Consider the following 12,328-nt stretch of genomic DNA (forward strand, 5'->3'; position numbering starts at 1 on the left):
GCGTCTACGCCGTCGGCCGCTCCAGCGCGAACACGGTCTCGACCGCGGCGTAGTCCATGTAGCCGCAACGCGCGAGCGCGTTGGCCTTCGCCGTGTCGAACAGGCCGTCGGTCAGGAACTCCTCGCGGATGTGCACCGCCACGACCTGACCGACCACCATCCAGCGCCCGATCCTGCGGCCGTCGAGATCGGAAAGCTCGGTCACGCTCAGCGCCTTGCACTCCAGCGCCGCCGGGCTCGCCTTGACCCGCGGCGGCCGTATGAGGCTCGAGTCCGCCGTCTCGAGCCCCGCGAGCTCGAACTCGCTGACGCCCGCGGCGACATAGGCGGAGCTGGCGTTCATCGCGTCCTTGAGCGCAAGGCTCGCGAAGTTGCAGACGAACTCGCCGGTGGCGTCCACGTTCGCGACCGAGTGCTTCCAGCCCTCGGACGAGAACATCACCATCGGCGGCGACCCCGCGACGCCGTTGAAGAAACTGTAGGGCGCGAGGTTCGGACGGCCTTCGGCGTCGACCGTCGAGATCCAGCCGATCGGGCGCGGCGCGACGATCGCCTTGAATGGATCGTGCGGCAGGCGATGGCCCTTGGCCACTTCGTAGCTGTGCGTCATCAGGCGCTCCACCGCGTCACGATCTCGGCGAGGTCCGGCCGGGGGCGGTCGCTCAAGCGCTCGGTCGGGGCGCCGATATGGATGAAGCCGGCGATCTTCTCCTGCGGCGCGAGGCCGAGAATCTCAAGCGCGCGGGGCTCGTAGGCGGCCCAGCCCGTCAACCACTGCGCGCCGAAGCCGAAGGCGTTGGCCGCGACGACGAGGTTCATGCAGACCGCCCCGGCGGACAGCACCTGCTCCCATTCCGGGATTTTCACATGCGGCGCCGCGCGGCTGACGACGGCGACGACGAGCGCGGAGCCGGAGAACTGGCTTTCCTGCTGCGCGACGCGCTGCGGCGGCGCGTCGGGCTGAACCTCCTTCAGCAGGGCCGCGAGCCTGAGGTCGAGGCTCTTGCGAGCGTCGCCTTCGATCACGACGAAGCGCCAGGGCGCGAGCTTGCCGTGGTCAGGCACGCGCGCCGCGATGGTCAGCATGCGTTCGAGCTGGCCGGCGTCGGGGCCGGGTTCGGCCAGCGCGTTCGCCGGCACGGAGCGGCGCGCGCTCAGCAGCTCGAGGGTCGGGTTCGCGGCGTCGGTCATGGCGCTTCTCCTGCGTTCGCGCGGGAAGACGCGGCCATCGCATGCGGCGCGGGCCTGCGCAACGGCGGGCGGTTACGTCCGCTGCACTTGCCAAGACCCGCGCGCGGTGGCATCGCACGGGGATGCACCGTCGCTCAGTCCCCGCCTGGGTCGCCGCCTGCGCCGCCGCCGCCATGGCGTGCGCGGCTCATCCTGCGTTCGCGCAGAGCGAGAAGGCCACGCCCGGCGGCCCTCCCGCCAAGGAGCGCGGCGGCTTCAGCTATGGCGGCAGCTTCACCGGGCGGATCGACCTGCTCGCCCCGAACGACGGCGGCTCCAGCCGCCCCGCCGCGCCATCGACGCCCCGCCTGCCCCCGCCGGAGGCGGCGCTCGGCCGACCGGACCCGTTCGGCGGCGCCGGCGACCTGCTGAACGGAATCAGGATTCCAAATCTCGTGCCGGCGAAGCCGCAGGCGCCACCCGCAGCCGCGACCGAGCCGATGGCGCCGCCGCCCGCGCCCGCCGCGCCGACGATCCCGGCGGCCCTGCCCTCGCCCACGGCTCCGGTGATCAAGCAGCCGCTCACCCTTCACGCGGCCTTCAGCAAGAACGGGCCGCGCGTGACGAGCGGGGTGAAGTGGCGCGTGTTCACCGACACGGCCGACGCCAACGGCGAGCACATGATGGTCGCCGAATCGACCGACAGCTCGCCGCGCTTCGAGCTCGACCCGGGCGGCTACGTGGTCCACGCGGTCTACGGGCTGGTCGCGGTGGCGCGCTACGTCACGGTCGAGCCGCGCGGCCCGCGCGAGGACACGCTGGTGATCGAGGCCGGGGCGGTGCGGCTCACCGGCTTCGTCGGCGACGTCAAGATCCCGGGCGACCGGCTGAGCTTCACCCTCACCCGCGACGACGGCGGCGTGACGCGCACCGTCGCCGAGAAGATCGCGCCCGGCACGACCCTCAGGCTGCCCGCGGGCGCCTATCACGTCGTCTCGGCCTATGGCGACGCCAACGCCATCATCGAGGTCGATCTGGAGGTCGGCGCCGGCAAGTTCGTCGAGGCCCAGGTGCACCACAAGGCGGCGCAGGTCGCGTTGAAGCTCGTCCACGAACCTGGCGCGCCGGAGCTGCCGGACACCTCCTGGACCATCCTGACGCCGGGCGGCGACGTGATCCGCGAGTCGATCGGCCAGTTGCCGCCGATCGTGCTGTCCGAGGGCGACTATGTCGCGATCGTCCGCCGGGACGGCCGCACCTTCCAGCGCAACTTCTCCGTCCGGGCCGGCTTCGACGGCAATGTGGAGATCGCCGGGGGCTGAGCCGCACGCGCGGCGCTCTCTTTTCCTCCTTCGTCATGGTCCGGCTTGACCGGACCATCCATGTCGTGAAGCTCGACGCTCAAGACGGGTCCTCGGGTCAAGCCGGAGGACGGCGAGGCTCATTCTGCGAGCCTTGGCGAGAGCCAAATGCTCAAGCACGTCGGCGTTAGATGTAGGCCGAGGCGAGTTCCGGCGGCTCGGTCAGCGCATGGCCGATGAACTCGAGCGCGGCCCTGATCTCGTCGCGCGTCGACGGCCCCCCGATGCACACACGCACCGCTTCCGTCGGCGCGGAGCCGACCGTGAAGGCGTCGCTCGCCACGACGCCGATCCCGGTCTCGCGCATCTGTCCAACGAAGGAGGACCGGCTCCAGGGCGGCGGCAGCGGAATCCAGAGGTTGAAGCTCAGCGGGTCCGCGCGGAACGAGCCAGGAGGCAGGATCTCCGTCGCCATGCGCTGGCGGGCCGCGGTCTCCTCGCGAATGAAGCGCAGCATCGCGTCGGCGGCGCCGTCCTCGATCCAGCGCGTCGCCAGCGCGACGGTCAGCGGCGAGGCCATGACGGTCGCGGCCCTGAGCGCCGCCACGAACGGCCAGGCCGCACGCGCGCTTGGCGCCACCACATAGGCCGCCCGCAGGCCAGCCCCGATGCATTTGGCGAGGCCTGCCACATGCCATGTCAGGTCCGGCGCGATCGCGGCGAAGGGCGAGATCTTCTTCGTCGGGAGAAAGCCGTAGGCGTCGTCCTCGACGATCGGCAGCTCGTTCGCGCGCGCCACCGCCGCGAGCGCCGTCCGCCGGTGCTCCGGGATCGTCAGGGTCGTCGGATTCTGAAGCGTCGGGTTGAGATAGATCGCCTTCGGCGCATGGCGCGCGCAGGCCTCCTCGAGCGCCTCCGGCGTCACGCCGTCCTCGTCCATCGCGAGCCCCACCAGGCGAACGCCGAGCTGGGCCGCGATCGAGCGGACGCCGGGATAGGTGATCGCTTCACAGAGGATCACGTCGCCGGGCTTCGCCAGAATGCTGAACACGCCGTGCAGCGCGGAATGGGCGCCGGGCGTGACGAACAGGCGGTCCTGCGCCGGCACCAGCGCGCGCCGGCCGAGCCAGGACGAGGCGGCGTCCTTGTCCTCGGCCGAGCCGCCGAAGCCCTGGTAGCGCAGCCGCGGCACGAGATCGCGCGCCACCGCGACGAGCCCCTCGCGCATCATGTCGAGCAGGGCGGGGTCCGTCGGCTCCGGCGGCAGGTTCATGGTGAGGTCGGCGGACAGCCGGGCGTGCGCGCGCATCTGCGTCGTCTGCGGCGCCCCCGCGACGAAGGTGCCCTGCCCGACCCGTGCGGTGACGAGACCGCGCTTGCGCGCCTCCTCGTAGCCGCGCGCGACCGTGGTGAAATCGATCCCGACCCGCTTCGCCAGCACCCGCTGCGGCGGCAGCCGGTCGCCGACCGCGAGCCGGCCGGACCGGATGTCGGCCGCGATCAGATCGGCGATGGCGAGATAGCGAGGCTTGTCGCTGAGGGCGAAGTCGGGAGTCCAGTCGGCCATGCCAGTCTACCTGCAATTTTCGTATTGCCGGATTATTGAATGCATAATCCTTGCTGTCGAGAGGCCCCTCAATACCGTCAATATTCTGCTTACGCCCGAGGCGGCGACTGCCTGCCGCCGCGTCATACGGTCAGTTTCAGGGATTTCAGGCGCCCGCAATCCATCCAATATTGAATGTGAAATTGAATGTCTTTTGACGCAGTCTTTGTATGCCACGGCTTTTTGGCGGTTGGCACGAGGGTTGCTCCTCCCTCTGCGACCCGGGCGGCGAGGCCCGGCAGCCGAACAGGGAGAGCGAGATGCCCGCAGTGACGAAGCCCGCCAATCAGAAGGGCGATTTTCTGGTCGACTACGAAACCAAGGTGTTCGAGGACGTGAAGGCGGCGCCGGGCGAAAAGGCGCTCGTCACCTTCCACACCGTGGCGTTCGAGGGCTCGATCGGCCTCGTCAACCTGCTGCAGGCCTCGCGCCTGATCGCCAAGGGCTTCGAGACATCTGTGCTGCTCTACGGCCCCGGCGTGACGCTCGGCGTGCAGCGCGGTTTTCCGACGCTCGGCGACGAGGCCTTCCCGGGCCATCTCAACTTCAACAACCGTATCGAGAAGATCCTCGCCGACGGCGGCAAGGTCTACGCCTGCCGGTTCGCGCTCCAGGCGCTCTACGGCCATGGCGAAGGCGCGCTGATCCCCGGCGTCACGCCGATCAGCCCGCTCGACGTGCTCGACGTCATTCTCCTTCACCGCAAGGAGAACGCCTTCATCCTCGACACCTGGACGCTGTGACAGCGGCCGCAGCCGTCATCCCGGACGGCTGAAGGCCGATCCGGGATCGTCCTCAGGATAATGCGCCTCTTCGCGCCTTACGCGGGTGACGATCCCGGCTCTCCGCTTCGCTTCGGCCGGGATGACGACGACGGGAATGAGCCGATGACAGAACAACGCATCGTCCGGGCCGCGGCCGTCCAGATCGCGCCGGATCTCGACGACGGCGCCGGCACGCTCAACCGCGTGCTGAACGCGCTGGACGAGGCGGCGGGTAAGGGCGCGAACCTCGTGGTGTTTCCCGAGACCTTCGTGCCCTGGTACCCGTACTTCTCCTTCGTGCATCCGCCGGTCGTCACCGGCGCGGAGCACCTGAGGCTCTACGAGCACGCGCCGACCGTGCCCGGCCCCGTGACCGACGCGGTCGCAGCAGCCGCGCGGCGGCGCGGCCTGGTCGTCGTGCTCGGGATCAACGAGCGCGACCACGGCTCGCTCTACAATGCGCAGCTCATCTTCGACGCCGACGGCGCGCTGAAGCTCAAGCGCCGCAAGATCACGCCGACCTATCACGAGCGGATGATCTGGGGTCAGGGCGACGGCTCCGGGCTGCGCGCCGTCGACACCGCGGTCGGGCGCGTCGGCGCGCTCGCCTGCTGGGAGCACTACAACCCGCTGGCCCGCTACGCGCTGATGGCGGACCACGAGGAGATCCACGCCGCGCAGTTTCCGGGCTCCATGGTCGGCCAGATCTTCGCCGACCAGATGGAGGTGACGATCCGTCACCACGCGCTGGAGAGCGGCTGCTTCGTCGTCAACGCCACCGGCTGGCTGACGGACGCGCAGCGCGAGCGCATCGCCCCCGACGAGAAGCTGCGCAAGGCGCTCACCGGCGGCTGCATGACGGCGATCGTGTCGCCCGAGGGCGCGCACCTCGCGCCGCCGCTGACCGCCGGCGAGGGCCTTCTGATCGCCGATCTCGACATGGCGCTCGTGCTGAAGCGCAAGCGGATGATGGACTCCGTCGGCCACTACGCCCGCCCGGAGCTGCTGAGCCTCGTCCTCGACGACCGATCCGCCGGCCCGGTCCGCCGGTCCGCCGACCTTCCCTCCTGGAGCGCATCCGATGACGCCGATGCCGACCAAGCCGAAGCCGACGCTGCCGACCGCGGATCTGATCAACGAGTTGCAGTCCTACGGGGTCCGGCTCGTCGATCCTAGCGCGGGCGCCCAGAGCCGCCGCGGCGGCGCAGGCCCCTCGGACCACAAGGCCATCACCATCGACGGCATGACCGTGATGGCGCCGGTGCACACCGCGCCGGCCTTCGACAGCCCCTATCTGGTCGAGAAGCCGGACGCCTTCGGCCGCAGCCGCATCACCCGCGACGGCGCGGTCGTCGCCGAGGCGTCGTTCCCGCTCGCGCCGAAATTCTACGGTCTCAAGACCGCCGACGGCGTGCCCTACAGCCACATCGCGACGCTGCACGGCCGCGACGTGCTGGCGACCACGGTGCTGCAGACCTGCATCCGCTACCAGAGCCGCACCAAGACCTGCCAGTTCTGCGCGATCGGCCAGTCGCTCGCCGCCGGCCGCACCATCGCGCACAAGACGCCCGCGCAGCTCGGCGAGGTGGCGGAGGCGGCTGTCCGGCTCGACGGCGTGCGCCACATGGTGATGACCACCGGCACCCCGAAGGGCCCCGACCGCGGCGCGGCGGTGCTTAGCGAGAGCGCCGCCGGCGTGAAGGCTCGCGTGAACCTGCCGATTCAGGTGCAGTGCGAGCCGCCGGAGGACGACGCCTGGTTCGGGCGCATGCGCGACGCCGGCGCCGACGCGCTAGGCATGCATCTTGAGGCGGTGTCCGAGCCGGTGCGCCGGCGCATCATGCCGGGCAAGGCGACGGTCTCGGTCGAGCGCTATTTCGAGGCCTTCGCCGCGGCGGTCCCGGTGTTCGGGCGGGGTCAGGTCTCGACCTACATCCTCGCGGGCCTCGGCGACACGCCCGAAGAGGTGCTTGACGTCTGCGAGCGGCTGACCGCGCTCGGCGTCTACCCCTTCGTGGTGCCGTTCACGCCGATCTCCGGCACGCCGCTCGAAAGCCACCCGACGCCCTCGCCGGCCTTCATGGCCTCCATCCTGCGCCCGCTCGCCAGCATGCTGGTCGCGAGCGGCCTGCGCGCCGTGGACGTGAAGGCCGGCTGCGCGAAATGCGGCGCCTGCTCCTCGCTCGCCACCTACGAACGGGGGGCGTCGCCATGCTCTTCGAGCCGGTAAGGCCGTTCGTCCCCGCGGGCTACCAGATCAAGTGGGCCGTCGGCGCCTGGGAGCGGCGCGGCGCGGCCGAGCTTCGCCGCGCCGTGTTCTGCGACGAGCAGAAGGTGTTCGAGGGCGACGACCGCGACGCCGTCGACGACCGCGCGATCCCGCTGGTCGCTGTGTCGTCGCTCGCGGTCGCCCATGACGCGGTGGTCGGAACCGTGCGCATCCACGAGGAGGCGCCGGGCGTCTGGTGGGGCTCCCGCCTCGCCGTGGCGGCCGAGCACCGCCGCGTCGGCGCGCTCGGCGCGGCGCTGATCCGGCTCGCGGTGTCCTCCGCCCACGCCCGCGGCTGCACGCGCTTTTTCGCCCATGTCCAGAACCAGAACGGCCCGCTTTTCGAGCGCTTGCGCTGGTCTGTTCTCGATGAGGTCGAACTTCATGGACGCCCGCACCTGAAGATGGAGGCCGACCTCGCCTTCTATCCGCCCTTCACGACGCCCGAGACCGGCTTCTACGCCCCGGCGCGGAGGGCGGCGTGACCGCGCTCGACACCCTCGCCGCCGCGCTGCGCGACGGCGCAGGCCTCGCCGCCAAGGCCGACATCGCCCGCACGACGGAACGGCTAGGCCTCTCCGGCTCCTCCGCCGTGCCGGCCGGCGACGACTGCGCGGCGATCCCCGACGGCGACGGCTTTCTGCTGTTCGCGATCGAGGGCTTCATGAACGCCTTCGTGGAGAAGGACCCGTGGTTCGCCGGCTGGTGCGGCGTGATGGTGAACCTGTCCGACGTCGCCGCCATGGGCGGACGTCCCGTCGCCGTGGTCGACGCGCTGTGGGCCGCGGGCGAGGCCGACGCCGCGCCGGTGCTCGCGGGATTGAAGGCGGCGGCCGCCGCCTACGGCGTACCGATCGTGGGCGGCCACACCAATCTCGCCTGCGACCGCGGCCAGCTCTCGGTCGCCGTGCTCGGCCGCGCCGGCGACCGGCTGCTGACGAGCTTCGACGCGCGGCCCGGCGACCGGCTGATCGCGGCGATCGACCTCCGCGGCCGCTACCGCGAGCCGTTCGACAATTGGGAGGCCGCGACCGACGCGCCGCCGGAGCGTCTCAGGGGCGATCTGGCGCTGCTGGCCGAGATCGCGGAGGCAGGCCTCGCCCGTGCGGCGAAGGACATCAGCCAGGCCGGGCTCGTCGGCACCGCGGCGATGCTGGCCGAATGCTCCGGCGTCGGCGTGCGCGTCGACATCGCGGCCGCGCCGCGGCCGGCGGCGGCTCCGCTCGCGCGCTGGCTCCGGAGCTTCCCGAGCTTCGGCTTCCTGCTCGCGACGACCGCCGAGAACGTCGGCGCCGTGCTCGCCCGCTTCGCCGCGCGCGGGATAGCGGCCGCGGACGTGGGCGCGGTGACAGTCGGCGGCCTCGTGGAGATCGCCGACGGCGACGAACGCGCGACCGTCTGGGACCTGACGCGATCCCCGCTTCTCGGCTGCGCCCCGGCGCGGGCGGCGGCATGAGCGCGGCCCGGCCTTCGCGCGTCGCGCTGCTGTGCCATTCGGTCAATCCGCGCGGCGGCGTGGTGCATGCGCTCGAACTCGCCACCGCGCTCGCGGCGCTCGGCCACGAGCCAGTGGTGCACGCACCGGACCCGGACGGCCGTGGCTTCTTCCGCACGACGACGTTCGAAACCGTCTCCGTGCCCGCGTCGCGGGTCGACGGCGGAGTGACGGACATGGTGCTGGCCCGCATCGCCGACTACCGCCGGCATTTCGAACGTCCGGCCGCACGCCGGTTCGACGTGTTCCACGCCCAGGACGGCATCTCCGGCAACGCGCTGGCCGACCTCAAGGCCGCCGGGCTCATCCCGGCCTTCGCGCGCACCGTGCACCATCTCGATCCCTTCGCCGACCCGAAGCTCGACGCCCTGCAAAGCCGCTCCGTCTCCGCCGCTGACGCGGCCTTCACGGTGAGCGAGATGTGGCGGACCGTGGTGAGGCAGCGGTTCGGCCTCGCCGCCACGATCGTCGGAAACGGCGTCGACGGCCGACGCTTCCGCCCGGAGCCGGACGGCCGCGAGGCGGCTCTGGCCGCGCGCCTCGGCCTCGGCGGCGGCCCGGTGATCCTGAGCGTCGGCGGCGTCGAGGAGCGCAAGAACACGCGCCGTATCCTGGCGGCGTTCCTCCAGGTCCGACGCATGCACGACCGCGCCCAGCTCGTGATCGCGGGCGGCGCGTCGCTGCTCGATCACGACGCCTACCGCGCCGGCTTCGACATCGACCTCGCCGCCGCGGGTCTCGCCGACGGCGACGTGATCTTGACCGGCCCGCTGCCCGACGCCGACATGCCGGCGCTCTACCGTCTCGCCGACGCGCTCGCGTTCCCGTCGCTGCGGGAGGGCTTTGGCCTTGTCGCGCTGGAGGCGCTCGCGAGCGGCGTCCCCGCGGTCGTGTCGCGGCTCACGCCCTTCACCGAGCATTTCGAGGACGGCGACGTCGCCTGGTGCGATCCGCTCAAGCCCGGCTCTATCGCCGACGCGCTGATGATCGCTCTCGCCGAGCCGTCGCGCTCTCGCCTTGCGAAGCGCGGCCCGGTCGCCGCCGCCCGGATGGGCTGGGGGGCCGTCGCCCGCGCCCATCTCGACGTCTACGCCGCCCTGCCGAAGGAGGCCGCCCATGCCTGAGATGCGCTTCACCGTCCGCTGGCCGGACGGCGCCGTCGAGAGCTGCTATTCGCCCTCGCTCGTCATCCGCGAACACATGGCCGCAGGCGAGAGCTATCCCGTCGGCGATTTTCTGGAGCGGTCGCGGACCGCGCTGAACATCGCGAGCGAACGGGTGCGGGCGAAATACGGCTTCGCCTGCTCGAGCGCGCTCGATCAGCTTGCGCGCATCGAAACCCGGGCCCGCCGTTTCTCCGCGACCGCCGACGCGCGCGTCGCCGTCCTGTCCTTCGAAGAGTGAGCCGGGGAGCATCGCGATGAGCGCCATTCCGCATCACAGCGTGGTCGTCGTCGGCGGCGGTCAGGCGGGCCTTTCCGTCAGCTACTGGCTGAAGCAGCGCAAGATCGACCATCTGGTGTTCGAGGCGAAGACCGCGGCGCATGTGTGGGAGACGCGGCGCTGGGACAACTTCTGCCTCGTCACCCCGAACTGGCAGTGCGACCTGCCCGGCCATCCCTATGACGGGCCGGACCCGGACGGCTTCATGGTGAAGGACGAGATCGTCGCCTATGTCCGCCGCTTCGTGGAGAAGGTGGATCCGCCGATCCGCGAGGGCGTGTCGGTGACGCGGGTCGCGCGCCGTCCCGAAGGCGGCTTCTCCGTCGCGACCTCCGCCGGCGATGTCACCGCCGACGAGATCGTCGTCGCCTCCGGCGGCTACCACACCCCGATCATCCCGCGCATGGCGGAGAAACTGCCGAAAGCGATCGCGCAGATCCACTCCGAGCAGTACCGCAACGCCGGCCAGCTTCCCGAGGGGGCCGTGCTGGTGGTGGGCTCCGGGCAGTCGGGCGCGCAGATCGCGGAGGACCTGCACCTTGCGGGCCGCAAGGTGCATCTCGCGGTCGGACCCGCGCCGCGCTGCGCGCGGTTCTACCGCGGCCGCGACGTCGTCACCTGGCTCGCGGACATGGGCTACTACGAGATGACGGTGGAGAAGCACCCGCTCCGCGAAGGCGTGCGCGACAACACCAACCATTACGTCACCGGCCGCGACGGCGGCCGCGACATCGACCTCCGCCGCTTCGCGAACGAAGGCATGGAGCTCTACGGCGTGCTGGAGGATTACGACGACGGCGTCCTGCGCTTCCGTGAGAACCTCGCCGAGAGCCTCGACTTCGCCGACCGGACCTACAACGGCATCAACGCCGCGATCGACCGACACATCGCGGAGACCGGCGTCGAGGCGCCGCCGCCCTCGGTCTACGAGCCGGTGTGGACGCCGCCCGCCGAGCGCGGAACGCTCGACCTCGCCGCATCGGGCGTCGCCTCGCTGGTGTGGTGCATCGGCTTCGCGCCGGACTTCCGCTGGCTCGACGTGCCCGTGTTCAACGGCGCCGGCCGGCCGGTCCACAAGCGCGGCGTGACGGAAGCGGAGGGCGTGTCCTTCATCGGCCTGCCCTGGCTCAACACCTGGGGCTCGGGACGCTTCGGCGCCGTCGGCCGCGACGCGGAGCATGTGGTCGCCGTGATCGCCGACCGGCTCGCGCGCCGGCTGCCGCCGCTCGACCTCGCGGGCTAAGCGCGAAAGCTCACCGGAGCCTCCCGCGCGTGATCTCCGAGAGCGAGAGCGCCATGGCCGCGCCCTCGCCGGTCTTCGGCGATCCGACGGCGGAGCGTTTTTGTCTGGAAAGAAAAAAGCCGCGGGCGTCCCGCGGCATGGAACGTCGCCGCGCTCATTGCCGCGACGTTCTGCGTCGACCCCCAACCTCTTGGAAAGGTTGGTCGGAGTGGCAGGATTCGAACCTGCGACCCCCTCGTCCCGAACGAGGTGCGCTACCAGGCTGCGCTACACTCCGTGGCCGACGGCGGCCCTTATACGAGGCCGCGTTTCACTCCGCAAGCAGGCTTGATCCGGCTTTCCCACATCCGTCGCGCCGAACTTCGCCGGCTTGTGGCGACAGGCGTCTGCCCAAGGGAACCGGGGGACGCACGCGGCGTTCATGGGGCACGCAAGTCATCCAGCCGGGGCTCGTCGCGCAGGTTGCGGCCCGCTTTGGCGAAGCGGACAGGAAGGAACGCGCCGATGGCCGATTCGAAAGCAGACGAAGCCGCCGAAGCCACCGCCGACGTGGCTCGCAAGGCCGCCCGCGGCGCACGCAGCGCAGGCGCTGAAGCGGCGCGCGTCATCGAGGACGCCGCGGACGAAGGCGTCGCCGCAACCCGCCGCGCCACCTCCCCGGCCCGCGCTCCCGCGCCCAGCCAATCCACGTCGCTGTCGGAGGCCATCCGGGAGAACCCCCTCGCCGCCGCCGGCGTGGCTCTGGTCACCGGCCTGGTGCTCGGCCGCCTGCTGCGCTGACGGCAGAACCGCCCATCGCCAATCGATAACCAGGAAGCGAGGATCGTGATGGTCAACACCAACACCATCAAGGGCGCGGTCAAGGAGACCGTGGGCAAGGGCAAGGCCGCCGTCGGCCGCGCGATCGGCGACGTCGGGCTGCAGGCTGAGGGCAAGGCTGAGCGAACCGAAGGCAAGCTGCAGAAGACGGCCGGCAAGGCCGTGGACGCGGCGAGCTCCGCGCTGCGGAAAACGCGCTGACCGCCGACGAAGCGACC

The 12,328-nt window shown here is 71.1% G+C and carries 14 protein-coding genes and 1 tRNA gene; 11 read left to right on the top strand and 4 right to left on the bottom strand.

Annotation, left to right across the window (positions count from 1 at the left end; genetic code table 11):
• Positions 1-4: 4 nt before the first annotated feature.
• Both PKE78_RS14765 and PKE78_RS14770 read right to left on the bottom strand, forming a co-directional pair.
• Entirely contained in the window at positions 5-610 is a 606-nt protein-coding gene (locus tag PKE78_RS14765; protein ID WP_271201664.1) for a flavin reductase family protein, read from the bottom strand.
• Entirely contained in the window at positions 610-1,191 is a 582-nt protein-coding gene (locus tag PKE78_RS14770) for a nitroreductase family protein (protein WP_271201665.1), read from the bottom strand. The genes PKE78_RS14765 and PKE78_RS14770 overlap by 1 nt, the downstream gene beginning before the upstream one ends.
• 122 nt (positions 1,192-1,313) lie before the next feature.
• Between PKE78_RS14770 and PKE78_RS14775 the strand changes: the two genes are divergently transcribed.
• Complete coding sequence (locus tag PKE78_RS14775; RefSeq protein ID WP_271201666.1) at positions 1,314-2,492, top strand: hypothetical protein; 1,179 nt, start codon at positions 1,314-1,316, stop codon at positions 2,490-2,492.
• A 166-nt stretch (positions 2,493-2,658) separates the two neighbouring features.
• Here PKE78_RS14775 and PKE78_RS14780 read toward each other — a convergent pair whose 3' ends face one another.
• Positions 2,659-4,038, bottom strand: a complete 1,380-nt coding sequence (locus tag PKE78_RS14780; RefSeq protein ID WP_271201667.1) for an aminotransferase-like domain-containing protein — start codon at positions 4,036-4,038, stop codon at positions 2,659-2,661.
• A 299-nt stretch (positions 4,039-4,337) separates the two neighbouring features.
• Between PKE78_RS14780 and PKE78_RS14785 the strand changes: the two genes are divergently transcribed.
• The 8 genes from PKE78_RS14785 to PKE78_RS14820 all read left to right on the top strand — a co-directional run bounded on the left by PKE78_RS14785 (position 4,338) and on the right by PKE78_RS14820 (position 11,291).
• On the top strand, positions 4,338-4,820 hold the full coding sequence (locus tag PKE78_RS14785) for an MSMEG_0572/Sll0783 family nitrogen starvation response protein (protein WP_271201668.1): 483 nt from the start codon (positions 4,338-4,340) through the stop codon (positions 4,818-4,820).
• A gap of 144 nt (positions 4,821-4,964) precedes the next feature.
• A complete protein-coding gene (locus tag PKE78_RS14790; RefSeq protein WP_271201669.1) occupies positions 4,965-6,017 on the top strand; it encodes a Nit6803 family nitrilase in 1,053 nt (350 codons plus the stop codon).
• Positions 5,923-7,071, top strand: a complete 1,149-nt coding sequence (locus PKE78_RS14795; protein ID WP_271201670.1) for an MSMEG_0568 family radical SAM protein — start codon at positions 5,923-5,925, stop codon at positions 7,069-7,071. The genes PKE78_RS14790 and PKE78_RS14795 overlap by 95 nt, the downstream gene beginning before the upstream one ends.
• Complete coding sequence (locus PKE78_RS14800) at positions 7,053-7,595, top strand: MSMEG_0567/Sll0786 family nitrogen starvation N-acetyltransferase (protein WP_271201671.1); 543 nt, start codon at positions 7,053-7,055, stop codon at positions 7,593-7,595. Before PKE78_RS14795 ends, PKE78_RS14800 begins: the two co-directional genes overlap by 19 nt.
• On the top strand, positions 7,592-8,566 hold the full coding sequence (locus PKE78_RS14805) for a sll0787 family AIR synthase-like protein (protein WP_271201672.1): 975 nt from the start codon (positions 7,592-7,594) through the stop codon (positions 8,564-8,566). Before PKE78_RS14800 ends, PKE78_RS14805 begins: the two co-directional genes overlap by 4 nt.
• Positions 8,563-9,729 carry an MSMEG_0565 family glycosyltransferase gene (locus PKE78_RS14810; protein ID WP_271201673.1) on the top strand — a complete coding sequence of 389 codons (1,167 nt, stop codon included), beginning with the start codon at positions 8,563-8,565 and terminating at the stop codon, positions 9,727-9,729. The genes PKE78_RS14805 and PKE78_RS14810 overlap by 4 nt, the downstream gene beginning before the upstream one ends.
• Positions 9,722-10,009: an MSMEG_0570 family nitrogen starvation response protein gene (locus PKE78_RS14815; RefSeq protein ID WP_271201674.1), complete on the top strand. Its 288-nt coding sequence runs from the start codon at positions 9,722-9,724 to the stop codon at positions 10,007-10,009. Before PKE78_RS14810 ends, PKE78_RS14815 begins: the two co-directional genes overlap by 8 nt.
• 16 nt (positions 10,010-10,025) lie before the next feature.
• Complete coding sequence (locus tag PKE78_RS14820) at positions 10,026-11,291, top strand: MSMEG_0569 family flavin-dependent oxidoreductase (protein WP_271201675.1); 1,266 nt, start codon at positions 10,026-10,028, stop codon at positions 11,289-11,291.
• Positions 11,292-11,491: 200 nt separating this feature from the next.
• On the opposite strand, the gene PKE78_RS14825 is transcribed toward PKE78_RS14820, so the two are convergent.
• Positions 11,492-11,568 (bottom strand) — tRNA-Pro (locus tag PKE78_RS14825).
• Between the two features lie 227 nt (positions 11,569-11,795).
• Between PKE78_RS14825 and PKE78_RS14830 the strand changes: the two genes are divergently transcribed.
• On the top strand, positions 11,796-12,071 hold the full coding sequence (locus PKE78_RS14830) for a hypothetical protein (protein ID WP_271201676.1): 276 nt from the start codon (positions 11,796-11,798) through the stop codon (positions 12,069-12,071).
• A gap of 48 nt (positions 12,072-12,119) precedes the next feature.
• Complete coding sequence (locus tag PKE78_RS14835; RefSeq protein ID WP_271201677.1) at positions 12,120-12,311, top strand: CsbD family protein; 192 nt, start codon at positions 12,120-12,122, stop codon at positions 12,309-12,311.
• Positions 12,312-12,328 lie beyond the last annotated feature (17 nt).

The sequence above is a fragment of the Methylopila turkensis genome (assembly GCF_027922325.1).
Classification (GTDB): domain Bacteria; phylum Pseudomonadota; class Alphaproteobacteria; order Rhizobiales; family Methylopilaceae; genus Methylopila; species Methylopila turkensis.

Excerpts from the sequence above, each read along its gene's own strand:
- PKE78_RS14820 (WP_271201675.1), top strand. The coding sequence starts at position 10,026 with ATGAGCGCCATTCCGCATCACAGCGTGGTCGTCGTCGGCGGCGGTCAG.
- PKE78_RS14790 (WP_271201669.1), top strand. The coding sequence starts at position 4,965 with ATGACAGAACAACGCATCGTCCGGGCCGCGGCCGTCCAGATCGCGCCG.
- PKE78_RS14780 (WP_271201667.1), bottom strand. The coding sequence starts at position 4,038 with ATGGCCGACTGGACTCCCGACTTCGCCCTCAGCGACAAGCCTCGCTAT.
- PKE78_RS14795 (WP_271201670.1), top strand. The coding sequence starts at position 5,923 with ATGACGCCGATGCCGACCAAGCCGAAGCCGACGCTGCCGACCGCGGAT.
- PKE78_RS14770 (WP_271201665.1), bottom strand. The coding sequence starts at position 1,191 with ATGACCGACGCCGCGAACCCGACCCTCGAGCTGCTGAGCGCGCGCCGC.
- PKE78_RS14810 (WP_271201673.1), top strand. The coding sequence starts at position 8,563 with ATGAGCGCGGCCCGGCCTTCGCGCGTCGCGCTGCTGTGCCATTCGGTC.
- PKE78_RS14775 (WP_271201666.1), top strand. The coding sequence starts at position 1,314 with ATGCACCGTCGCTCAGTCCCCGCCTGGGTCGCCGCCTGCGCCGCCGCC.
- PKE78_RS14835 (WP_271201677.1), top strand. The coding sequence starts at position 12,120 with ATGGTCAACACCAACACCATCAAGGGCGCGGTCAAGGAGACCGTGGGC.
- PKE78_RS14785 (WP_271201668.1), top strand. The coding sequence starts at position 4,338 with ATGCCCGCAGTGACGAAGCCCGCCAATCAGAAGGGCGATTTTCTGGTC.
- PKE78_RS14815 (WP_271201674.1), top strand. The coding sequence starts at position 9,722 with ATGCCTGAGATGCGCTTCACCGTCCGCTGGCCGGACGGCGCCGTCGAG.
- PKE78_RS14800 (WP_271201671.1), top strand. The coding sequence starts at position 7,053 with ATGCTCTTCGAGCCGGTAAGGCCGTTCGTCCCCGCGGGCTACCAGATC.
- PKE78_RS14765 (WP_271201664.1), bottom strand. The coding sequence starts at position 610 with ATGACGCACAGCTACGAAGTGGCCAAGGGCCATCGCCTGCCGCACGAT.
- PKE78_RS14830 (WP_271201676.1), top strand. The coding sequence starts at position 11,796 with ATGGCCGATTCGAAAGCAGACGAAGCCGCCGAAGCCACCGCCGACGTG.